Source organism: Paraburkholderia sp. FT54 (assembly GCF_031585635.1).
GTDB lineage: Bacteria > Pseudomonadota > Gammaproteobacteria > Burkholderiales > Burkholderiaceae > Paraburkholderia.
This window is the reverse complement of sequence record NZ_CP134195.1, coordinates 1,302,288-1,322,152: the sequence shown is the minus strand read 5'-3', so window position 1 is coordinate 1,322,152 and position 19,865 is coordinate 1,302,288. Positions and strand designations below refer to the sequence as shown.

Below are 19,865 nucleotides of genomic sequence, written 5' to 3'. Positions count from 1 at the left end.
CTTGAATTTAGTGGGTGGAGGGATTAGCGCGGGATGATTCCGGCTGCGGTGAGCAGTACGAGTGCCGCCGCTTGCGAAGCGGCATTCATCGACGCGTCCCACACCAGTTCGGACTTGTTCACTTCGCACGAGCGCGTGACCATCGCGCCAAATACGTCGTTCAGCGAGGCGTCCGACAGGCCGAAGCAGATGCCGGCGGCATTCTGTGAACCGTCGACCGCCGTCGCGGTGCACGGCACCCACTTGCCTGCGCCTGCGGCCACGGTGACCGTGAAGCTGTCACCCGGCACGAACGCAGTGCCGCCGGCGGTGATCGTGAAGTTCAGCCCGCCAGCCGAGAACGCGACGCCGGTCGTTCCGTGGCCGATCTCCTGACCGTTCGGCGCCGACACGATGAAGTGCGTCGCGTCGTCGAACTCGACGGCGTACACACCAACAGTCGGCGCGTAGCCGTTGGTCGTGACTGCGCTGGACGCGCCATTGCCGGTGTTCGTCCCTCCGGCCACAGCGGCCGCCGCCGGCTTGCCCACTACGGCCGTGGTCGTGATCGCGAACGTGTCGCCGGCGACGAATGCCGTACCGCCGGCCGTGATCGTGAAGCCGATCCCGAGCGCCGAGAATGCGACGCCGGTCGAACCCGTTGCGGTCGCACCGCTCGGCGCCGTGACCGTGAACGCGGTGGCGCCCGTGAACAGCACCGAGTACACGCCGATCTGGGTCGGAACAGCGACGGGCGTGATCGCACCGAACGTACCGTTACCGGTGTTCGAGCCGAGCGCCGCGGCCACGGCAGTCGCTGCGGTCGTTTGCTGACCCATCACGGTGCCCGGAAAGACCTTGGCGCCGCCCGAGATGAGGACGCGATCGATATGGCGCTGGCCACGCGGCTGCGAGACCAGGAAGCCACCGGGGTGCCACTGCTCAAAAAGCGGCGCGCGAGAAACGTATGTCATGATCAGAATTCCTTGGAGGGGTGGACGGGATTAACCGCGCTTGCCGGAGATCTTCGAGAAGGCTCGATCCCAGCTCGCACCAGCGGCGGCTGCCGGGTTGCGATGCATCTCGCCACCAGCCCCGAGGTTCGGATTGCGTGCCTGACGACCTTGGCCGGGCGTCGATGCGGCCGGAGTGCTCGAAAGCACTGCGATCGCTTCCTTGCGGCCCATGCGGGTGTTGAACGCGAGGTTCGCGGCGAGCACGACGTTGCGGCCGGCTGCCTTGTGGCCCATGATCGCGGCGCAGCGTGCCTGTTCGCGACGGCGTGCACGAGCGACTGCGCTCTTGCCGCGCATCTCTTCGTCCTCGTCGTCGCCGTCTTCCTCGGCCTTTTCCTTGCCGTCGTCGTCTTCGTCATCCTCGGCATAGTCCTTGGACTCGTCGCCGTCCTCGGCCTTCTTCGCCTTCTTGCCCGACTTCTGGCCGTCGTCTTCAGCGCCGTCGTCTTCGTCGTCCTCAGCGGCCTTGGCCTTCTTCGACTTCTTCGCATCGCCGTCGTCGCGATCGCGACCGTTGTTTTCTTCCTCATCGTCGCTATCGCCTTCGGCGCGCGCGTCCTTTTTCTCTTCATCGTCTTCCGCCTTCGAAGCACGGGACGACAGGCCGGCGAGATGGGCGAACGACAGCCCGCGCGCCGCAAGGGAACGAATGCTCATGAATACCTCTAGGGGTTTGGGAAATGTCAGCCCAGCTCAGCGAGCAGGGATTCGAATGCTTCGTCCGGCGCCATCACAGCGTCTGCGAAGCCGATCTCGACGCCGGCGGCGCCAAGAAAGGTGGTTGCCTGCGTCTTTCGAACGATGTCAGCAGACAGATTTCGGTTACGCGCGACGGTGTCCACGAAAAGTTCGCCCATCTCGTCGACGTCGTCCTGGAATCGCTTCAAGGCCTCCTTCGACAGTGGATTGAACTGATTGCCGTCGGCCTTCCGATCGCCGTACTTGATGATAGTCACAGCCATGCCGGCCTTGTCGATCGCCTTGCTCTGGTCGATGTGCATACAGATCACTCCGACCGACCCTGTACCGCCGGTCCGTGGGACGGTGATCTGTTCGCATGCACTGGCCAGGGCGTAAGCGGCGCTGTACGCGCACTCGCTGAGGATGGCAAGCGTTGGCTTAACACTTCGCGAGTTGTAGATCAGGTCGGCGAGGTCGAAGCAGCCTGCCACTTCCCCGCCCGGCGAATCAATGGAAAGCGCGATCGCCCGCACTTTCTTATCGTTCAGCGCTGCGAGGAAGTTATGCCGAATTGCGTTATAGCCGAGCATCCCCGAGTACGGTCTAAGATTGCTGCTCTTCTGAACCAGCGTACCCGACACGTCGATGATCGCGACGCCCTGGCTCAAGTCGTACGGTGTTTCTTCGTATGCTTCCGATGGTCCGTCGTCCCACTCGTCGTAAGCCATCGGCTTGACGATGACAGGATCACCTCCGGTGAACGAAACATCGCCGATGCCAAATCGGCTCGCAAGCGCCTTTGCGATCACCTGCCCTTTGGACGGATGGATTGCCAGCGGCACGTCGAAGATCCGCGCGGCAGCGAATGGATAGTTTTTCATTGTGGCTGTGGCTCGTCGTCTGGCTTAGAGGCTTCGTCGGCGCCGTCGCCGAACCATTTCGGTGCCGGCAAACCAGCATCCCGGAACATCTTCACTTCGATGGCGCGCTGCTGGATCACTTCCTCGTAATCCAATCCTTGTTCGGCGCACTCGCGTTTAAGCGTCGATAGGCCACCGTCCAACCCCAAAATAGCGCCCTGCTTTTCCTTCACCGGGTCAACCCAGCCGCGTGCCACGCCGAGCCAGTCGCACCGCGAATAGGCCGTGGCGGCTTCGACAAACTCAGGGATAAGGCCAGAAGTTGGGAGCACATCATCAAGGTCTCCGCGCTCCATCGCCTCCTGCAGCCACGATGAATAGAGCGGCGTGGCCGTGCCGGTCTTGAACTCTGCGCTCCGGCGCGACAGCGTCTTCCAACTCTCCAGGAGCGCCGCGCGTGCGCTCGAATAGTTGGTCTTGCTCCAGTCCTGGGTGATCTGCTCAGCAGATACGCCCATCGCCGCCGCAATCGAACGGAGCATTTCGTGCGCGAAGTCTTCGAACCCGACATGCGGATGGGCAGCGTTGACCTGTTTGATCTCTTCGCCGGGCGCGAGCGTCGGCACGCGCACGCCGCTGAGCATCGCCGGACGCTCCTTGGACCAATCTGCACGGAGATCCTGGTAGAAGCCCAACTCTTCGCCGTCGCTGTCCATTGCCGCCTCGACCATCTTCGGGTCGTACGGGCTGGTGACGTAAGTACCAAAGATTGTTGCCACCGTCGCGGCCTGCAACTCGACACCGTAATAACGCGCGAGCATTTTCGCGTGCGCAAGCACGGGGGTGAATACACCTATGCCGCGGTTCTGTCCGGCGCGATCGCGCTCGAAGTCGTGAATGACTCGACGCCACCCGTCCTCGTCTTCGCGCTCGACACGCTCCCACTCCATCGACTCGACGGCGTTGTACCAGTCGTTCTGATGTGCCTTTCGGATGTGGTAAGCGACCGGAACGCCGTAGTCGTCGATCTCGACTCCGCCGCGCAGATACTTCGTGTCGACCATCTGATACGGATTCGACAGGCGGTCAGGATCTACAAGCAGAAACGCAGTGGCGAACTGTGCGGCCCCGCGGCCGATCCGCTCCGGCATCCAATGCGCAACGAACAGATCCTCGCCGTCGATCAACTTGTGGCGCAGCGCAAGCCGCAATTGCTGCGACATCGTGAGCTGCCGCGTGACATCGTTGTAGCGGCCAAGGTCTTCGGAGTAGCCGCGCCACAATGCCTCGACCGCCTTGCGGAATTCATCTGCCCACGTCGGATCAAATTTCTCGTTGAAGCGGCGCAGGTACTGCCAGTCCGGATTTGCCGACAGGCGCATGTGCGCGCCGACGGTGTTATCCAGAATGCGAGTGATGCCGCCGCTCGCCCATCCGTCGTTGCGTGCGAGGTCGCGCGAACGCGAAACCATGCGGTCGCGCGCGAAGTTGATTTCCGAATCCGGCGAACGGATCCACGGAAACCACTCACCCATTTCCTTTGTTTGGACGCTCGCGGCCTCATACGGAAAGAGGCTCGAATACGGCGGCTGGGTAATCCCCGGACCGCCCCATCCAGAATCCGCGCGCGCACGACCGCCGGCCGGCAGATCCCCGAAGGGCTTGCCGGAAGAATCGACGAGAAGTGACATTTAGAAAAGAACCCTTCGTGCACGGGGATAGTGGGAGATCAGGTTTAATGCCTTCTGCAACATCAGGATGCTTCGATAAATCTGCGTCATGTCGGGCGCTTTGTACGTCACCGACTTCGTGCCGTCCCCCTGGTTGTAGGTGGCCGTCACGATCTTCGCGCCTGCCTGCAGGTCGAAATAGGCCGCCTGAAGCGCGGCCAATCTCGCCTGCATGTCGGCGGTGCTCATTCCATCTGTGATAGCCATCGCTTTCCTATGCCAGGCGGTTCGTCAGTCGTTTCTTTCCGGGCTTTACGTCCACCGAAGGCATCGCGGCGACAACCGGCTCAGCTTCAGCGTTCGCCGGCGGCGCCCATGTCTGCGCCTGAGCGTCGAACTCGAGCGGCACCGCAACCAGATCCGCGCGCCGGTTCAACTTCAACCCGAGGTGCGTCAAACCGCACAGCGCGCCGTATGCGTATACGCGGCAATCGAGCGCTTCATTGGCACGGCCGGACGGCAGTTCCCAGATACGGAACTTCTGCCCATTCGTCACCTTCACGACCGATCGCTCTGACGTGAGCTGCTCGAAGTAACCGATGTCCCGGTCGTTCGGGAAATGCATATAGCCCGGGCCCGGTTCCTCGAGGTGCAAGCGGTTACGGATGGTGTCCTTCGCCGCATTCACGCCGAGAATCACCGGTCGGAACGAAGCCTTTGTCTTGCGGGTCGGCTTCTTCACCGGCCACACAGGATTACGCTTGCCGCTCACCGCGGACTCGCCCTTGATCGCCCAGATCTTTCGACCGAGGCGAGCTTTCGAGAAGTCGTAGACCTTCTGCGTGTGGTGGCCGCCGGAGTCGATACAAACCGCCATCGCCTCGAAAGGCCGGCCATCTGCTCGATGCCAGATTCGGTTGAGCAGTGCGTCGAGGCGATCCCACGGATCGGGCGTCTCCATGTCGCCTTCGATCACCTCGTAGGCGATCGACCAGCTTTCCTCGTTGCGCCCCCAGCCCACCACCTCGACTTCGAAGCGGTAATCCTGTGTGTCGACGCCGATGGTGATCACCGCAACGCCGTCCGGCACCACGGCCGCCCAGCGCTCGCCGCGCGCGACCAGCGCCTCGAGGCGCAGCGCCTTACCGGAGTTCGGCCGGTATGGCAGACCCATTTGGGTATTCCACCAGGTCTGCTTCTTGTCTTCGTCGCCCTCCGCCGCCAGCCATTTTGCGGCGATGTCGGAAGGCTTATCCTTCTGCCATGGGCTGAAAAGCTTGCTGGCCTGGAAACCGGCATGCTCGTTATCGACGCGCCACTCGCCGCAGTCGGGACATTTCGCGCGATATACCGCGTAGCGGTCGCTCGCCCACCAGTCCCACACCGCTGACAACGCGGCATCGGTCGACGACTCGCGGCCATCCTCCGGGCCGCGCCACGCCTTCTCATACGCGTCGAGCGGTACGTGCCGTGACCCGCAGCATTCAAACGCGCGCGTCTGGTGCCAGCGAACAGTCTTCAGCGCGCGAAGGCGATCGCCTTCTGACCAGATCTCGCCGCACGACTCGCACGCAATGCGTGCGGTCTTCGGGAAGTGTTCGAGCACGGTCCCATTCTCGTCGCGGCGCTTTTCCCAATCGACGTGTTTGAAGAAGTCGGGGAACATGCGGTGCCCGCAGTGGGGGCACGCGACAGACGCACGGCGCTGATCCGAATCCTTATAGCTGGCCTCGATACGACTCTCGTCCTCGACAGTCGGCGAGCAGGCGCGCACCGACAACCAGTTGACGCCAAACGTCGCGGTCCGCTCTTCGGCCAGCGCGATCGGCTCGCCTTCGCGCGTCACCGGGTACTTGTCCACCTCGTCGGCGAGGATGACGCGCACCGGGCGCCGGGCAAGGTTGTCTGGGCTGCCGGCGCCAGCAAGCGCAAGGAAGCCGCCGGGAAACGCCTTGAACAGCAGCGTCTCGTCGGCGTTACGTGTCTTGCTCGTACCCACCAAGTCGCGCAGCACCGGTGTCACCCGTATCATCGGGCTAATGCGCTCCTTGCTGAACTGCTCAGCTGCAGCCTCTTTCGGCTGCAGCAGCAGAATCGGGCAAGGATCAAGATGGGCGAAGTAGCCGAAGACGTTCTCCAGCAACGCCGTCTTCAGCAACTGCGTGCTCACCATCGTGGTTAGCACGTGGACGCCTGGCTCAGTCACGGCCATCATCGGCCCGCGCGCCACCTCAACGGTCGCAGTCGACCAGTTACCCGAAGTGCTGCCGGCCTCTTTGGCCAGCTTACGAAACTTGTCTGCCCACTCCGGAACGCTGATGCGCGGAGGCGGCGTCCATGCACGTCGTACAGCGGCACGCAACCAATCAGCCTTCTCGCTCTGAGAAATTGGCCTCTGGTTCGCCGAGCTGGGCGATTTGGTTATGGACATGCGCAGTAAGGGCCTCAGTTACCCGATCGGCCTCGAGGCCGAGCTCGGCAGCCAGGATCGGTCCCACCCTGGTAGGCCAGTTCAGCCATGCGTCGCGCTGCGCCCGATGCTCCTCAAATAGGATTGCGCTCGCCGTGTCCAACGCGACCAGCGATCCAGATTTCTGTTCGTATTCAAGCTGCCGCAGCAACGCGAGGTAGTTCTCTTTGTTCTGCAACGCGGTTGCGTAGTCGACCATCGCGACCGCGCCCGAGTCGAGCAACCGACCTGCCGCATCAGCGAGAGAACCGTCGCCATCGGCATCGATCGCCGGAGCGGTTCGCACTTTCTGCGAACTGCGAACCGGGTGCGAACTGTTCGCACTAGGGTTCGCACCCTTCGCATTGCCCTCGCGCCACGCTGTTCCGACGAGTGCTGGGTCGATCGACTTATCATCGAAAGCCTTGAGCCTGTTGAGTTTCAGCGCTTTCCGGACAAGCGTGTCTGACACGCCTTCAAGGCGCGCGAACTCACGAATTGATACGCCCTTCGGCATGGGTGCGAACACCTTTGAGAATTCATAGCTGGGCGGTTTTCGCGAGTCTTCGCTCCCGCCCTACACGAACCCTCCAGGAGGGACCCGTAAGGTTTTCGAATGGTTACCAGCACCAGAAATGTGCATGAGCGCGGCCTCGCGACCATCAGCGCTTCGCCGCGATGAACGCCAGCTCGTGCTTCAGGATTTGCGGAAACTTCTGCCTGATCTTCGTCATCAGCGCCTTCTCGACCGCGTCGTTCGCGAGCGATTGCGGGATGGATGGACCAAACAACTCTTTGATCGGCAACCCTGAACGGATCGTCTTGCCGTTGCGCTTCACCTTCTTGTGCTGCTTGCCGGTTCGCTCGAACACACCCCGGTGACCGTTCGGCATCGTCGCAATGAACGCGTGCCGCAACACAGTGCGGCCCGCTTTCACTTGCACGCTCACGCCGTTCTTGCCTTGGCGCGCGCCATAGTTGATCAGCGCCACCGGGCGGCCGGTCGACTTCAACACAACGACCAACCGGCCTTGAGCCGCCTTGGTGATGGAAAATGAATTCTTGATGGCGCTCGACTTGATGTTGTAGCCGGCGCCGCGGACCTCTTGCGCGGCTGCAGTGCGAGCCTGCATCGCCGTTTTGTTGAGCGCGCGGACCACCGCTTTCTGCTGCTCGCCGACATAGCGAGAGAGGCTTGCCGTGATGCCTTTCACATCGGCACGCACGTCGAGCTTCAGCATTTCATGCCCTCGGTTTAATCCATGCTGCCGGCAGCGAACTTTCGTCGCGCGGCGCGGCGTAAAACGGAACATCGCGCATCATGCGAGACGGCGCGCCAGGTGGAAACGCCGTAAGCGACACGAGAGCTACAGCGCCTTCGGGCAGGAGCGCTTCGTCAGTTGTCGCATCGGTGATGATGGCCGCCACCTTGCGTGTGCCGTTCTGCCAGATCGACGAACGCACAAGCGCGGTCTCGCCGATCAACGCATCGGCGTCGGTCTTTCTGGGTGGACGTGCCATTCATGCACCGGAAATAAAAAAGCCCGCGCGAAGCGGGTGAATCCAACGACTCTCATCGATGGAGGAGACTCTGTACTGGCGATGCTCACTGCGAGTAGAACCAGCCCTCGCCACGGACATGCATCAAACCGCGTTCGCTGACCCATTGCCGCGCGTCGCTGTACGAGATAGCGTACTGCGGCACATCGACGAGATCGCCATCCACAACGCGTCGGTCAATCGGCGGATCATTCACGCGGACCGTTTGCAGCAGCGCGCCATGACACTCGCGATCCAGAACGACGCGACCATCGTCTCGATGCGACAGAAAATATGTCGTCATGGAATCAGTGGCGAATGCCGAAAGCCGCCTGCGCCGCTTCTGCAGGCGTCAGGCCGGAAATGTAGTAGCCGTAGAGCATTTCGTGCTGGCCGGCCGTCGGGCGCCAAGGCGGAACTATCAGGCCGGCGACAACAGCTTCATCAACTGCGGTGCGCGTCCATTCGAATACCATCGCCTGCTCGGCTTCGCTCATGTCTTCCATGTCGATCTCCGAGCAGAAATGAAAAAACCCGCCGTCTTTCGACTAGCGGGTTTTGCGGGCGCATCTTTCCGGGGATTAATGTAACCGCGTTTTTTCCAAAATGCAACTACCCCAGAAAACTTTTTTCGACCTACGTTATCTTGACGATTGTCAGCGAACCGGCGAAAAACAAACCCAGAGACATCAAAGTCAAAATCCAATTTAGACCGATCATGGACTTATAAAGAATCGGTGGCTGCAGTCGCGACAATGGCTTGGTGCCAAGGAGAACGTCCAACGTGCGTTGCGTGAAATCGCGCGAAAAGAACAAGCCACTGATATACACAGACAACATGGCAATCGACGCGATCATCAGCCCCGCAACGAACTGATGCGCACCGTGAAGAGCCAAAGTATGGATTCTGAGATCTCCGTTTGCTGCCTGAGCGATCGCCACGATAGCAGCCAGCCCGGCACCGTTCAGGATGGCGAGGTGCTTTACAACCTCGAACCCCCAGTTCATTGCGCCCTGAACCACGGCGTCCGTCACGGCAGCGAGTTGGCGCCCTATTGCGGCTTGAGCGGCCGGCGTTAGGCTGGTCAAATAAGTCTGCTCAGCCCTTCTCTTTTTATCATCCGCTGCCCCCATTTGCGTCCTCGTTAGTTTGTTGATTCGTCCGGCACATTATCACCGAACTTCGAAGCGACATAGGCGCGCATTGCGGCTTCAAGCGCTGTCCCGCCGTGGCGCGCCAAACGGTATTGTTCTCCGGACTCAACCATGTCGCAGCCATTCTCATTCGTAACAATGGCGCGCCAAGCTGACGACCCGAGGTATTCAACGCCAATTCGCTCACGCTCGACAATCGGTCCCCCGTGCGTCCAGTTGCTCGACGGCTCGAAATACCGCGCACAGTTCCACGAGGTCTTTGAGATGGACAATCGACCAAGCGTGTTGACCAAGGCATTTCCCCACACACCCGGGCTCTGCGTGTAGCACTTGCCCTCAGCGCGCGCAACCCAGAGGTCGAGGACCGCCCCTTGCAATTCGGCCACCTTCATGCCGATTCCATCGTTTTGATGATGTTGCGAAGCGCGAGCATCGGCAGGAGTGCCTGCTTCGCCGATTGGTAGATTTCGTGCCGATCGGCCACCGGCGCGCGGCCGGTGTTCCAAACCTTGTGGCCGCATTCCTTGTTGCGCATGCTGGTGCTGATCGCCGCTCGCATCTCCGCCGTCAGCGTACCGCGGTGCGAAAGGTCATCCATGACGGTGTCGACCTGCGCAGCAAGCTGGTCGTCGACCCAGTCATAGGCCTCTTCGGTCAGTTCGTCGACACCGGCCGGCGTCTCATAGCCGCGGCACGTCCGATCTTCGGGGCGGTAGTAGTGCGCGAGCAGCTCGGCATTCGATTGGCATATCTGCCAGCGGTACCAGTTCAACAGCAGTTCTTCGATTTGTTCGCTTTGGTCCAGCGTCATGTTCACCCCGTCAGAATATTTCTTGCAGCGCCGCATTTCGTAGATGTCCGTCGAAGCTTTCTGGACGCCACTGCTACATACGTATTTCCGCGTTCCTGACCACCGGCTGATCTGCAACTGTTCGCAGCCGAGGCAGGTTGCTTCCTGTTTTTCCTCAAGCACAATCGCCGGGTCGCGCGCGTCGCGCCAGTAGGCCCTCATACACAGCCCGCCGATGCGCGGTACTTCGCGTAGGGCTTGCGGATATGCTGGTCGAACCGGGCACGTGCCGCGGCATCGTGGTCGAGATCCGCACGGCTCGCGACGCCGCACACGGCACGAATGAATGACGCCGCCATAGTCGGTCCGTTGCACGGGTTTTCCTGAATCAGGCCCACCCAATCCCAGAAGGCCTGCTCGTTCGACCACATACCGGCCAGCTTTGCGAGTTCTCCGCCCTTGCGGCGTTCGGCCCGCGCGCTCACATGACCACCGTGAAGTGAATGCCCCAGTGCATCAACCAGTCCACCAGCGCGCCGCGCAGCTCGGCACTCCGCGGGAACGGGAATTCGATCTGGATGCGGCTGTCGCTGAGAACTTCGAGATGGCCGCACATCGGGCAGCCGTCGAAGGCGATGACCTTGGCTTTTGTGACGCTGTCGACGTACTGGCTGCTCGACGCGATCAAGACGTCAGGGACGTTGGCGTATTGGATGTATGCGTGTGCGCTCATACCGAAGCTCCATAACGTTTCTGGACCGATAGCGCCTTTTCACACGCCTTACAGCGGGAGTAGTTGCCGGGCAAGAACAACTCAACATCGGTGGCATACACCCGGCCACATAGCGAATGACGCTCACCCTTCCGGTTCACATCGCCGCGCATCCAATGCACCTTGTCTCCGCCGAACATCTTCAGCGCCCATTGCGGGAAGCCACGACCTTCTGCCGCATTGCCGCTAAAGAACCCTTCGCGAATGCGCCCGTCGACGAAGACTGCCGGCTGCATTTCGCCTGGCACAATCGGAGTGAGTCTGATAACGCCCTTCATGCCATCTCCCTAACGTCCCACTCCAGATCACCACTGGCGAGAAACGCTGCCAGCGTCTTTCGATGCGTGTTCACCCACACCTGTATGCGTACCGTTCCGTCTTCTCTGAAAATGCAGTCGGCGTGTTGGCGAACATCCTCATCAAGCTCAATGTCGGCCCAGATATAGCCGCTGCCCTGACCTCGATACCAATTCGTGCGCTCTGGACCAATCAAGCGCACCGCCTTGAACCATCCGCTGTAATAGGTCGACTGCGCGCGGCCGGCAACTTTTCGGAGCGACTTGAGCGGCACATTCACAAACAACTGCATTACGCTGCCTCCTGCATTTCCAATCCCATCTTTCGGGCGCGTACCGGCGCCCACAATTCATAAGCCGCGTCCCACACATCAAACTTGACCTGCCTCGGTGTGCCGACGCGGTTCTGATCAATCCAGCCATGGCACGGATTGCAGCCCGGTACCGTGAATTCGTTGTCCGCCTTGAGCCCACCTGCCTTACCGTGGCGCAACTGATTCGAATGGCACGGCACCACGGTGTCGTCCGCCGGATTCAGCTGGCACACGCCCGGTACGCGCAAATAGCACGGCTCATTGCGGCAGGCAGCGAGATACTTCGAACCCTCGGCGACCGAGACGCGCTTCTTCTTCGTCTTGATCGCAGCCTTGCGCATCAGTGTTTGGGTGTGAAACGTTGTCTTGAAGGCGTCCGCCTGCTTACGTTTGAACCCGGTGCGCGCGAGCGGTGCGCCGCGCTTCATCGGTGCCGATCGCTTCATTCGCCACATCCCCTGCCGATCTCGCCTGGGTTTTCCGCTGCGGTAAAGCGCTTCCAGTGCACCCAGCCGGCGAACGGGCAGTGAAAACCCCATTCGCGGTAACGCGGGCCCGTGATGAAAATCGTCCAGCACTCGCCGTCGACGAGTTCCAGGCGGTGCGCGGCGCTTCCAAACAGGCGCAGCTTCCAATCGCCCGCGTATCGTTCCGTGCGCACATTGACGCCGCCGGCATCGATCGTGTGCTCGATGTACATGCCGCGCAGGAGGATCGACAGATTGGTCCACGGGTGATCATGGAGCGCGCGGTCGTCGTCGCTGCGGAGGAAACGATGCAGGTAGACGTTGAAGAATCGATTGCGAGGAATCACCCACCAGCGGATAAGGTAAGGGTCCGCCGGGTCTCCGATCACTACGTCCTGCTTGCGGCGCGTCACGCGCGCGATGATGCGGTCGGCGATCTTCATGCTGCACCGCCCCCAAAGAACGCCTCGGTGAGTGGATCGCGCTTTATCGCGCCGGTCTTGATCTTGCGGTTCAGCGTGTACTGCTTTCGCTTGAACTTGTGTTCGATCGGGTCGACGTTGTCACGGAAGCGCTTGCCCTTCTCTTGCTCGGTGAGCTTCGTCGGCCGTCCTGCTGATTTGCCTTTGCCGATCTTGAAACACGCCTCGTTGCGTCGGTAGCGTGGCGCCATACCATAGCCGGCAATGTGGAATTCTCCGCGCTCAACAGCGTTGACTAGCAGGACATGAAGATGGGATCGACCGGCGTTGATCGCGCGCGCGATTTCCTTCGAGCTGCGCGGCTTCCTGTCGGCCATCAGTACCTTGGCGCGCTCGAGCTGGTGCGAGGCGACATGCGCCTTTCTGCCCAGGCCCAGCTTCGATGCTTCCTTCGCAATACTCGCGAACGTGCGACCCGGAAGCACCGGGACCTCGCACTTAAGAAGCGAAGGCGTCTTCCAGATCGCCCTCACGATGTCGCGCTCGGCATCTGTCCATTTCGCTGCCATTACTTCACCTCCTTGATCGTGATGCCGCGCGCGGCCATCAAATGACGTTTGATGCGGTATCCCTCGGTGACTCGCCCCTTCACGTCTTCCACCACCGTCTTGCCGTCCTGCTCGTAGACGAAGTCAGCGACATAGCGCAGCGCCGGGCGCTTGCGGCCGGCGATCACCACCGGATCCGCCAAGACGAACGGCACCTGCAATTCGAGTTCGCTGATTTCGCCGCGCGCCTGCATCTGCACCAGGTCGTGCCAGCGCATCATCTCCCGCTTGCTGTCGAACTTGATGCCGCCGCTTTCGCACTTCGTGTTGCGGTACTTCGGTGTCTTCGCCGGGCCTGCCGGCTTCGTCAGGCGTGTGATCGCTTTGCCGAGCGGTGCGGGCTGGCCGATTTGGGCGGCGACAGTGGCAGAAGCCTTCACGCTCTCCGAGATGCCGTCGGCAACCTCGTCGAACGTGCTGTGCGGCGCATTGCCGGTGCGGCGCATCAACTCGCGCTCGGCAAAGCTGCGGCCGACCGTCTTGTCTTCGCGCACACGTGCGGTGCCGACGGTCTTCGTGCCTTCCGGGTAGCGGAGTGCGTTGGTGCGGGCCGTCACTTCATGAACCCCGCAACGATGACGCGCGTGATTTCAACCAACGTATTGCCTGCCACCGTGCCGCCGAAAAGGATGATCAGGATCGTCAGGACCGGATGCCGATCCATGAATTCGAAAATGTTCACTCTTTGCTCTCCTGTTTTGCGATTGCGGCGCGTACGCGGATCGCAATGGCCGGCACCGGTTCATCGTCCGAGAACGACACGCCCATTTCCTTCGCCATTGCTTTGATGCCGCTTGCGGACTTGTCCCAGTCGCCTGATGCGCGCGTGCCGTCCGGATTGCGCTTGACTGCCATGCGCCCTTTGACGTCGCCGAAGCCTTTCGGGCTGATCAGATAATCGAAGCCCGCGCGCGGCGGGAGATCGACCTTGTCGCGCACAGCCGGGAAATACCGCTTCCATGCCTCAGGATCAGCAGCCAGCTTCCCCATGAATGCGCGGATCGCGCCGGCGCGCGCCTCGACGAAGACCCCCTCGTCCACCGTGCCGATACGCTCCCCGAGTGCCTGGTTGAAGGCTCGGATCACGGCAAGTTCGTCATCGGTGTACGCAGCTTGAATCTCGTCCATCCAGCCGCCATCGCTTAACCACGTCGCTGCATGCGGCTGGTATTGCGGGTTTCGCCACTGCTCCGAAGTCTTGGCCCGCTCCAAACCTGCCATCAGGTCATTGAAGAGCTGCTCGTCCGGATTGACCTTGGCAAAGGCCTTTTCTGCTGCTTTCTTGGATCGCTTACGCGGGTAGCTCGCCCAGAAAATCTCGAAGCGTTCGCGAAGCGAGCGCGAAAGGTTTTCTTTTGGAGTTGTCTTTTGGTTATGTCTTTTGGAGTTGTCTTTTGTGGTTATCGTTTCGATAACACCATCGTTATCGTTTTGATAACCCTCACTGATCGTTTCGATAACAGTGCTGTTATTGTTTTGATAACCCCATACCTTCGACACGTCGACCTTGGCCTTACCCGTCCACTGGGCATACGCCTTATTCACAGCCAGACACGCTGCGTACTTGCCGGGCGTCTTGATTAGCACGCGCATAGCCACCAGTTCTTCAATGGCCGTGGAAACGTTCGGCGGCAGGATGCCCGTCTTGTCGTGGAACTGCGACAGGCTGACCTCGTCGGCCTTCTTGTTGTAGCCGTACGTCTGCCGGCACATCACCAGCATGATCTTGTAGTGGCGCTTGCCGAGATCAGCCAGCGCGAGCGCCTCCATGATCCCGTGAGCGACACGGGTGAACCCGTCCTCGACCTGGACCGAGCGAGGCTGTTCGGGCATCTGGATGACTTCCGCGAGCGCCATATCAGAACGTCCTGACCTTGATGATGAGTACGCCCTTAGCCAGCCGCTCAGCCTCGATCAGGCCAGCGCGCTCGAGGCGCTTGAGCTGGTCGCGCACGCACGACTGCGAGAAGCCACAGGCCTGCGCGAGATCCAGCGTCGTGGTCTCGACCTTCCCCGTCGACATCGTCGCGAGGTGCGAAAGGACGCAGAGAATCCACTTCGGCGTTCCCGGTAGGCTGATACCCATCGCGATGTTGACGAGGTGGTGGCTCACGCAGCCGCCTTTGCCACGACAGCCAGAAGCTGCTGTTTCGTGTGCGTGGCGAGATCTTTGCGACTGCCGACGACGGCCAGACGACCAGCGTCGAGCAGCTCGCGCACGCGGCCGCAGACGCTGCTGAGCTTCATGTTGGTGATCGCGGCAATGTCCTCGCGCGTCAGCGGCGGACGGCCGTTTTCGAAAGCCTCGAGCACCATGCGCTGCTTCGCGCCGAGCGTCTTGGCACTCAGAGCGTGATAGGCGTCCTGCTGCGTTTCGGCGACGCGGCGGCCAGAACGACCGCTATAGATTTCCGTCTGCATGGCGGATCTCCGGTTTAGAACGGATAGGTCGAGAATGAGTCGTTCGACTGATGCATCACCGGCGCGCTACGCGGGGTGCCGCTCGGGAAAGTGCTGACCATGTAGCAGCGATGCGCGCGCACCTGCTCTTTCTTGCCGATGTGCGGCATGTACTTGCTGCGGTTGTGCGGCGTCTGGGCCGACACCATTTGACGTGCACGCTTTGTCCCGCCAGCGATGCGACGACCACCACCAACGGCCGCGCCGCTCACAGCACGATCGAGTCGCGCCGACGCCGCGCCCATTGCCAGCGCCAGTGCGGCGCCGATAGATGCAATCTTCATGTGATCTCCTGGGATTAACTAGCGGCGTGCCGCTTAGTAGTGCTAAATCGGTACATAAGACGCCTACCCTGCAAGAGGCTTATGTGTCGATTCATCCCATTTGATGCGCCGGCCGGTCCGACCGGCGCCTTACTTCAGTGGCCCTGCTGTGTCTGCTGCATCAACTGCCCGACATGCCTGAATGCCTCGAACAGCGTTGGATCTTCGGTCCGTAATTTCTTGAGCCCCTCCCGGATTTTGTGAGTGTCGTTTCCGACCTTGTTTTTTACTTGTTCGAATGCCCCCTGGACTTTCGAGAGTGCTACCTCATCGTCCATATCACCTCTTGTTGGCGATCATCCTTTCCAAAATGGTCAACTCAGCCCGGTCCGCCAGCCATTGACTCACCGCGCGATTACCCACCACACGCTCGAACTCGTCGACCTTGTCGGCCGGCAAGTCCGCCCGCTTCTTGCCCTTCTGGTCGAACGCTTGTGGATTCACGAAGTTGGTCACGTGCGGCGCATACAGCCCGCACAACTCCGCCAGCGTTCTTTTCGTCATGCCGCGCACTGCCCGGTTTTCCCAGGCAAGCCAAACGGCATCGCGAAAAGACGCGCAGCCAGCGATCTCTTCTTCCGGCAAAAAGCGCGGCGCCGGCGCGTCACGCTCCGGCTTAAGGCTATGTGCAGCGGCCTTGTGCGGCGTTTGTTGCGTCTGCATCTAGTTACCTCGGTTGAAAAAATTCATCGGGTTACGACTTGGATTACTACTTTGGCGCGGTGCCAAATGAAGGGGTCCTAAGACCCCTCCGAACTACATGAACCAGCTAAACAATCATCCGAGCCATCTTGTCGCCGCGTTTCACATTCCCCGCAGGCGGCTGAGCATCGTCGCTTGCAGCCGCGCGGTCGGTGGCGCAGCCGCTGTCCTTGGTCGCAAGCTCCGGCCAGATAGACTCCCAGTCATCCGGGCGAAGCATCTGGCGAGTCACGCCGCCGGCGGTCGCCTGCTCGATCGGCGTACAGTGCTCGATGGGCACCTGCCGATCGGGAGACATCCATTGATGAACCGCGCCCTTCGTGACGCCAAGGATGTCGGCCAGTGCTTTGAAGCCACCGACAGTAGCCGCGGCAATCGCGACGGGGTGTTTGGTCATTTGGAGGTGGGCCGTGAGTGATCTTCCGAGCAAGTATAGATTTGCTAGACCTATAAGTAAAGAAAAACGAGACCCGACCCGTTTAGATTTCCTATACATTCCCGCCATGGAAATGAGAAACTGGATCCGGTCTGCCCGGAAGAAAGCCGATCTAACACAAGAACAACTCGGCGAAAAGCTCGGAGTGACCAAAGGAAACGTGTCTGCTTGGGAAAACGGCAGGCACGAGCCGAGCTATGCTCAGATCCAAGAGATTTCGGTCGTCACGAAGTGCCCAATGCCGGATTCTCAGCCAAGCATCGGCAGCACCACCGCGCTCGACGTCAAAGACGTCGCAGAGCGAGTGCAGGAGATGCTCACGGAAACTGGCATGGATGCCGGCGCCTTTGCTGAAAAGGCCGCGGTGCCGCTTGAGAGAGTGGAGTCGTGGCTGAAAGGCACCGCGATCAGCGTCGAGGACGCGGTCTCAATTCAAACTGCTTTCGGCTACAACAGCGCCTGGGTGCTGGCCCGCGTGGGTCAAAAGAAGGTCGCTATCCAGTACAACGACGAGTTCCGCCCCAAAGGCCTCGGGAAACGGAAACGACTAGCGGTGGTAGGTATGGCGCAACTTGGCGACAACGGATACTGGGCCGACATTGAATACCCTGTAGGCCATGGCGACGGCTATATTGACTGGCCGACATCTGATCCAGACGCGTACGCAATCGAGTGTTCCGGCGACTCGATGCGACCTCGCATCAAGCATGGTGAATTCGTGATTATCGAGCCGAATCATCCTATCCAGCCCGGCGAAGAGGTGATGGTCAAGTCCAAAGACGGCCGCGTAATGGTGAAAGAGCTGGCCTATAAGGCTGGCGGCCGCTACACCCTACTCTCGGTCAATGAGGCGCACGGCAAGATCACGCTTGGTGAGGATGAGATCGACAAGATGCACTACGTAGCGGGCATCGCCAAAGTCTCAATGTGGCGCCCCGATTGAGAACCCTTTATGACCTCCGATAACGTAAATTGGGACGAGGTGGCGCCTCATGTCAGGCACCGCCGCTGCCCCGGATGTAATGCCGAACTCTCACGCTTCCATCTGAACGCACTCTTAATGCCCATTGAACAGTTCAGCATCGGTCGCCTTCAGCAAGTCAACAACTTGATGGGGTGGTCGATACGTCCGTTCGGCCTTCAGAGCATCAGCGAGCTTCAATTGCTCGTGTTCGTATCGCCATGTGAAAACTGTTCACTGCTTTCGACATGGGACTTTGGCACCGAAGAACTGAACGAAATTTTCGGGCCACACGGTCAACCACCATATGCTCAAATCGCGTGGAATTATTCGCCCGATCTAATCGAGCGGCACCTTGGTAGTGCTCCAGACTGGCTAAAACCAAACCTCCAACAGCTCCTAGATGCAATCCGTCCGAAGCCACATGACCAAGCCAAATCTTAAGGTGGTATCGTTCACCGAAGGCGAAGAGAGGGAAGAGTCACCGGACGACGAGGTTCAAGCAATCTGGTCTAAGCTGATAGACTTGACTTCAGGCGTTTCCGACGCGCTCTCTGGACGGGAGCCTAGGACGCAGCTTCCGACTAGCAGCCAATCCTCAGATGGAAAAACCGGCATGAGCACTCCTACGCGCGAAGAATTCGAGGCGCGCCTCGAGACAGTCGAGGCACGCATGGACGCGCGCGTCGCGAGAATTGAGGGCAAGATCGATGCATTCATGGCTCAAGCAGCAGAGCGCGATAAGCGACTGGAGATACTCGCAGAGCACGCCACAAAGGCCGCTGAGCAAGCCGGATCTCTGAAATCGAACATGTGGTTGGCCGCCATCACTGTAGTGATCGCAGTGGTCGGTACTTATTACGCGACACAGTCGTCCAACATTGGAATGACGCAAGCCGTCATCGCGGCATTCCAGCAGGGCCAAAACAGCAGCACTCCGCCGCCGAAGAAACCTTAGCGGCCGACCGAACAAGTCCCGCGTGTGCGGGATTTTTTTCGTGTTACAAATTTCCCAAATCAGAAGTCTTGTTTTTCTTGACTTTGATTGTCTAGTTTTTCTATACTTCATCTCAAGCGCTAGATGACGGCGCGATCGTGACAAGCGCCCTAAGTTGAGCGGATTCCCGCGAGTCCTCTGTTCTTAGGGCGCATCTCACCACCTTCCAGAGTCTTGGAGTGAGAGATGAACGTCAGAAAAGCCATGCACCGCGCTGCAACCAAAAGTCTCGACGGCCATTGCCGTTTCGTCGCGCAGCTCGGCCGCTCAGTAGTTGTTCTCTCCCTCTCTGATCTGGCCCATTGTCCGAAGGCGCGCATTCAGGTCGCCTTCGCTCGCGGTAAAGAAGTTTTGCCGCGGTGACGGGAGACATTGAGATGCAAGCCACTCAACCGAAACACACCGAGCAGACTCGCACGCGCGACGAGCTCGAGCACTTCACGCGGGGCGAAAAGTGAACCGCGCCGCTTGCGATAACGATCTGTTGGCAGCCTGCTATCACGTGCACGGCCGCGTTCTGAAGGCATGCGGCGTGATCCTCGCCTACGGTTCTGCGATCGGCTGCGTGTGGTTTCTGTGTGATGCGTACCGCTCAGGGGTGCTGTCGTGGCCGATCTGAAATTCTGCCTGCGCCTGGGCGCTGCTTTCATCGCAATCGTCGTGATCCTCGGTATCGCTCAGAAATGGGACGACGCCGAAACCGAACACGTCCGCGTGTCGATGCGTAACACCTGATCCCGTAAAGGCTCACCCCAAATGTACACAGCCCTTGATCTCTGTTTAGCAGTACTTGGCAGCTTGTGGCTTGGCGTAAGCATCAGCGTGATCGTCGGCGGCATGAATCGCGTCGCAAAACGTGCTGACGAAAGCTCACTGTTTCATGTGCCGGCCGCCCATCAGGAGTTTGAACACGAAAGCGACGCGCACTTCTATCCGCGCATCGGCGATTAACCCGCAGTCCTTCACAA

General features: G+C 60.1%; 36 protein-coding genes. 6 read left to right on the top strand and 30 right to left on the bottom strand.

Going from position 1 to position 19,865, the window contains the following annotated elements; genetic code table 11:
• Positions 1-23: 23 nt before the first annotated feature.
• The 30 genes from RI103_RS06270 to RI103_RS06125 form a co-directional block, all read right to left on the bottom strand.
• Positions 24-953 (bottom strand): head decoration protein, encoded by a 930-nt coding sequence (locus RI103_RS06270; RefSeq protein ID WP_310814505.1) that lies wholly within the window; start codon positions 951-953, stop codon positions 24-26.
• Positions 954-983: 30 nt separating this feature from the next.
• Complete coding sequence (locus RI103_RS06265; protein WP_310814504.1) at positions 984-1,652, bottom strand: hypothetical protein; 669 nt, start codon at positions 1,650-1,652, stop codon at positions 984-986.
• A 26-nt stretch (positions 1,653-1,678) separates the two neighbouring features.
• Positions 1,679-2,557: a S49 family peptidase gene (locus RI103_RS06260; protein ID WP_310814503.1), complete on the bottom strand. Its 879-nt coding sequence runs from the start codon at positions 2,555-2,557 to the stop codon at positions 1,679-1,681.
• Positions 2,554-4,227 carry a phage portal protein gene (locus tag RI103_RS06255; RefSeq protein WP_310814502.1) on the bottom strand — a complete coding sequence of 558 codons (1,674 nt, stop codon included), beginning with the start codon at positions 4,225-4,227 and terminating at the stop codon, positions 2,554-2,556. Before RI103_RS06255 ends, RI103_RS06260 begins: the two co-directional genes overlap by 4 nt.
• A complete protein-coding gene (gene gpW / locus RI103_RS06250) occupies positions 4,228-4,473 on the bottom strand; it encodes a gpW family head-tail joining protein (protein ID WP_310814501.1) in 246 nt (81 codons plus the stop codon). It abuts the gene before it with no gap.
• 7 nt (positions 4,474-4,480) lie between these two features.
• Positions 4,481-6,418, bottom strand: a complete 1,938-nt coding sequence (locus tag RI103_RS06245; protein WP_310815184.1) for a terminase gpA endonuclease subunit — start codon at positions 6,416-6,418, stop codon at positions 4,481-4,483.
• Between the two features lie 154 nt (positions 6,419-6,572).
• The gene (locus RI103_RS06240) at positions 6,573-7,172 is read right to left on the bottom strand and encodes a hypothetical protein (protein ID WP_310814500.1); all 600 of its coding nucleotides are present in this window, start codon (positions 7,170-7,172) and stop codon (positions 6,573-6,575) included.
• 145 nt (positions 7,173-7,317) lie between these two features.
• Positions 7,318-7,896 (bottom strand): phage tail protein, encoded by a 579-nt coding sequence (locus RI103_RS06235; protein WP_310814499.1) that lies wholly within the window; start codon positions 7,894-7,896, stop codon positions 7,318-7,320.
• A gap of 1 nt (position 7,897) precedes the next feature.
• Entirely contained in the window at positions 7,898-8,176 is a 279-nt protein-coding gene (locus tag RI103_RS06230) for a hypothetical protein (RefSeq protein ID WP_310814498.1), read from the bottom strand.
• Between the two features lie 85 nt (positions 8,177-8,261).
• The gene (locus RI103_RS06225; protein WP_310814497.1) at positions 8,262-8,498 is read right to left on the bottom strand and encodes a hypothetical protein; all 237 of its coding nucleotides are present in this window, start codon (positions 8,496-8,498) and stop codon (positions 8,262-8,264) included.
• 4 nt (positions 8,499-8,502) lie between these two features.
• A complete protein-coding gene (locus RI103_RS06220; protein ID WP_310814496.1) occupies positions 8,503-8,700 on the bottom strand; it encodes a hypothetical protein in 198 nt (65 codons plus the stop codon).
• Positions 8,701-8,830: 130 nt separating this feature from the next.
• Positions 8,831-9,328, bottom strand: coding sequence for a hypothetical protein (locus RI103_RS06215; RefSeq protein WP_310814495.1), 498 nt, complete (start codon positions 9,326-9,328; stop codon positions 8,831-8,833).
• Between the two features lie 11 nt (positions 9,329-9,339).
• Positions 9,340-9,741, bottom strand: a complete 402-nt coding sequence (locus RI103_RS06210) for a phage protein NinX family protein (protein ID WP_310814494.1) — start codon at positions 9,739-9,741, stop codon at positions 9,340-9,342.
• Positions 9,738-10,361 (bottom strand): hypothetical protein, encoded by a 624-nt coding sequence (locus RI103_RS06205; protein WP_310814493.1) that lies wholly within the window; start codon positions 10,359-10,361, stop codon positions 9,738-9,740. Before RI103_RS06205 ends, RI103_RS06210 begins: the two co-directional genes overlap by 4 nt.
• Positions 10,358-10,624: a hypothetical protein gene (locus tag RI103_RS06200; RefSeq protein ID WP_310814492.1), complete on the bottom strand. Its 267-nt coding sequence runs from the start codon at positions 10,622-10,624 to the stop codon at positions 10,358-10,360. Before RI103_RS06200 ends, RI103_RS06205 begins: the two co-directional genes overlap by 4 nt.
• Positions 10,621-10,872: a phage portal protein gene (locus RI103_RS06195; RefSeq protein ID WP_310814491.1), complete on the bottom strand. Its 252-nt coding sequence runs from the start codon at positions 10,870-10,872 to the stop codon at positions 10,621-10,623. Before RI103_RS06195 ends, RI103_RS06200 begins: the two co-directional genes overlap by 4 nt.
• On the bottom strand, positions 10,869-11,189 hold the full coding sequence (locus RI103_RS06190) for a hypothetical protein (RefSeq protein WP_310814490.1): 321 nt from the start codon (positions 11,187-11,189) through the stop codon (positions 10,869-10,871). Before RI103_RS06190 ends, RI103_RS06195 begins: the two co-directional genes overlap by 4 nt.
• Complete coding sequence (locus RI103_RS06185; RefSeq protein WP_310814489.1) at positions 11,186-11,500, bottom strand: hypothetical protein; 315 nt, start codon at positions 11,498-11,500, stop codon at positions 11,186-11,188. The genes RI103_RS06190 and RI103_RS06185 overlap by 4 nt, the downstream gene beginning before the upstream one ends.
• Entirely contained in the window at positions 11,500-11,967 is a 468-nt protein-coding gene (locus tag RI103_RS06180; protein ID WP_310814488.1) for a nuclease domain-containing protein, read from the bottom strand. Before RI103_RS06180 ends, RI103_RS06185 begins: the two co-directional genes overlap by 1 nt.
• A complete protein-coding gene (locus RI103_RS06175) occupies positions 11,964-12,431 on the bottom strand; it encodes a hypothetical protein (RefSeq protein WP_310814487.1) in 468 nt (155 codons plus the stop codon). The genes RI103_RS06180 and RI103_RS06175 overlap by 4 nt, the downstream gene beginning before the upstream one ends.
• A complete protein-coding gene (locus RI103_RS06170; protein WP_310814486.1) occupies positions 12,428-12,979 on the bottom strand; it encodes a hypothetical protein in 552 nt (183 codons plus the stop codon). The genes RI103_RS06175 and RI103_RS06170 overlap by 4 nt, the downstream gene beginning before the upstream one ends.
• Positions 12,979-13,236: a DUF1064 domain-containing protein gene (locus RI103_RS39595; protein ID WP_409076975.1), complete on the bottom strand. Its 258-nt coding sequence runs from the start codon at positions 13,234-13,236 to the stop codon at positions 12,979-12,981. The genes RI103_RS06170 and RI103_RS39595 overlap by 1 nt, the downstream gene beginning before the upstream one ends.
• A gap of 335 nt (positions 13,237-13,571) precedes the next feature.
• Positions 13,572-13,700, bottom strand: a complete 129-nt coding sequence (locus RI103_RS06160) for a hypothetical protein (RefSeq protein WP_310814484.1) — start codon at positions 13,698-13,700, stop codon at positions 13,572-13,574.
• The gene (locus RI103_RS06155; RefSeq protein WP_310814483.1) at positions 13,697-14,875 is read right to left on the bottom strand and encodes a replication protein; all 1,179 of its coding nucleotides are present in this window, start codon (positions 14,873-14,875) and stop codon (positions 13,697-13,699) included. The genes RI103_RS06160 and RI103_RS06155 overlap by 4 nt, the downstream gene beginning before the upstream one ends.
• A gap of 1 nt (position 14,876) precedes the next feature.
• Entirely contained in the window at positions 14,877-15,131 is a 255-nt protein-coding gene (locus tag RI103_RS06150; protein WP_310814481.1) for a winged helix-turn-helix domain-containing protein, read from the bottom strand.
• On the bottom strand, positions 15,128-15,439 hold the full coding sequence (locus tag RI103_RS06145) for a hypothetical protein (RefSeq protein ID WP_310814480.1): 312 nt from the start codon (positions 15,437-15,439) through the stop codon (positions 15,128-15,130). The genes RI103_RS06150 and RI103_RS06145 overlap by 4 nt, the downstream gene beginning before the upstream one ends.
• 14 nt (positions 15,440-15,453) lie before the next feature.
• Positions 15,454-15,762 carry a hypothetical protein gene (locus tag RI103_RS06140; RefSeq protein WP_310814479.1) on the bottom strand — a complete coding sequence of 103 codons (309 nt, stop codon included), beginning with the start codon at positions 15,760-15,762 and terminating at the stop codon, positions 15,454-15,456.
• Positions 15,763-15,896: 134 nt separating this feature from the next.
• The gene (locus RI103_RS06135; RefSeq protein ID WP_310814478.1) at positions 15,897-16,079 is read right to left on the bottom strand and encodes a hypothetical protein; all 183 of its coding nucleotides are present in this window, start codon (positions 16,077-16,079) and stop codon (positions 15,897-15,899) included.
• Between the two features lies 1 nt (position 16,080).
• Positions 16,081-16,386, bottom strand: coding sequence for an XRE family transcriptional regulator (locus RI103_RS06130; RefSeq protein WP_310814477.1), 306 nt, complete (start codon positions 16,384-16,386; stop codon positions 16,081-16,083).
• 184 nt (positions 16,387-16,570) lie between these two features.
• Complete coding sequence (locus RI103_RS06125) at positions 16,571-16,900, bottom strand: Cro/CI family transcriptional regulator (protein WP_310814476.1); 330 nt, start codon at positions 16,898-16,900, stop codon at positions 16,571-16,573.
• A gap of 112 nt (positions 16,901-17,012) precedes the next feature.
• On the opposite strand from RI103_RS06125, the gene RI103_RS06120 reads away from it, so the two are divergent.
• The 6 genes from RI103_RS06120 to RI103_RS06095 all read left to right on the top strand — a co-directional run bounded on the left by RI103_RS06120 (position 17,013) and on the right by RI103_RS06095 (position 19,848).
• Positions 17,013-17,882 (top strand): helix-turn-helix domain-containing protein, encoded by an 870-nt coding sequence (locus RI103_RS06120; protein ID WP_310814475.1) that lies wholly within the window; start codon positions 17,013-17,015, stop codon positions 17,880-17,882.
• A gap of 9 nt (positions 17,883-17,891) precedes the next feature.
• Positions 17,892-18,344, top strand: a complete 453-nt coding sequence (locus tag RI103_RS06115; RefSeq protein ID WP_310814473.1) for a hypothetical protein — start codon at positions 17,892-17,894, stop codon at positions 18,342-18,344.
• Positions 18,325-18,858, top strand: coding sequence for a hypothetical protein (locus RI103_RS06110; RefSeq protein ID WP_310814472.1), 534 nt, complete (start codon positions 18,325-18,327; stop codon positions 18,856-18,858). The genes RI103_RS06115 and RI103_RS06110 overlap by 20 nt, the downstream gene beginning before the upstream one ends.
• 225 nt (positions 18,859-19,083) lie before the next feature.
• On the top strand, positions 19,084-19,260 hold the full coding sequence (locus tag RI103_RS06105) for a hypothetical protein (protein WP_310814471.1): 177 nt from the start codon (positions 19,084-19,086) through the stop codon (positions 19,258-19,260).
• Positions 19,261-19,503: 243 nt separating this feature from the next.
• Positions 19,504-19,632 (top strand): hypothetical protein, encoded by a 129-nt coding sequence (locus tag RI103_RS06100; RefSeq protein WP_310814470.1) that lies wholly within the window; start codon positions 19,504-19,506, stop codon positions 19,630-19,632.
• Between the two features lie 21 nt (positions 19,633-19,653).
• A complete protein-coding gene (locus RI103_RS06095) occupies positions 19,654-19,848 on the top strand; it encodes a hypothetical protein (protein ID WP_310814469.1) in 195 nt (64 codons plus the stop codon).
• Positions 19,849-19,865: the final 17 nt, after the last annotated feature.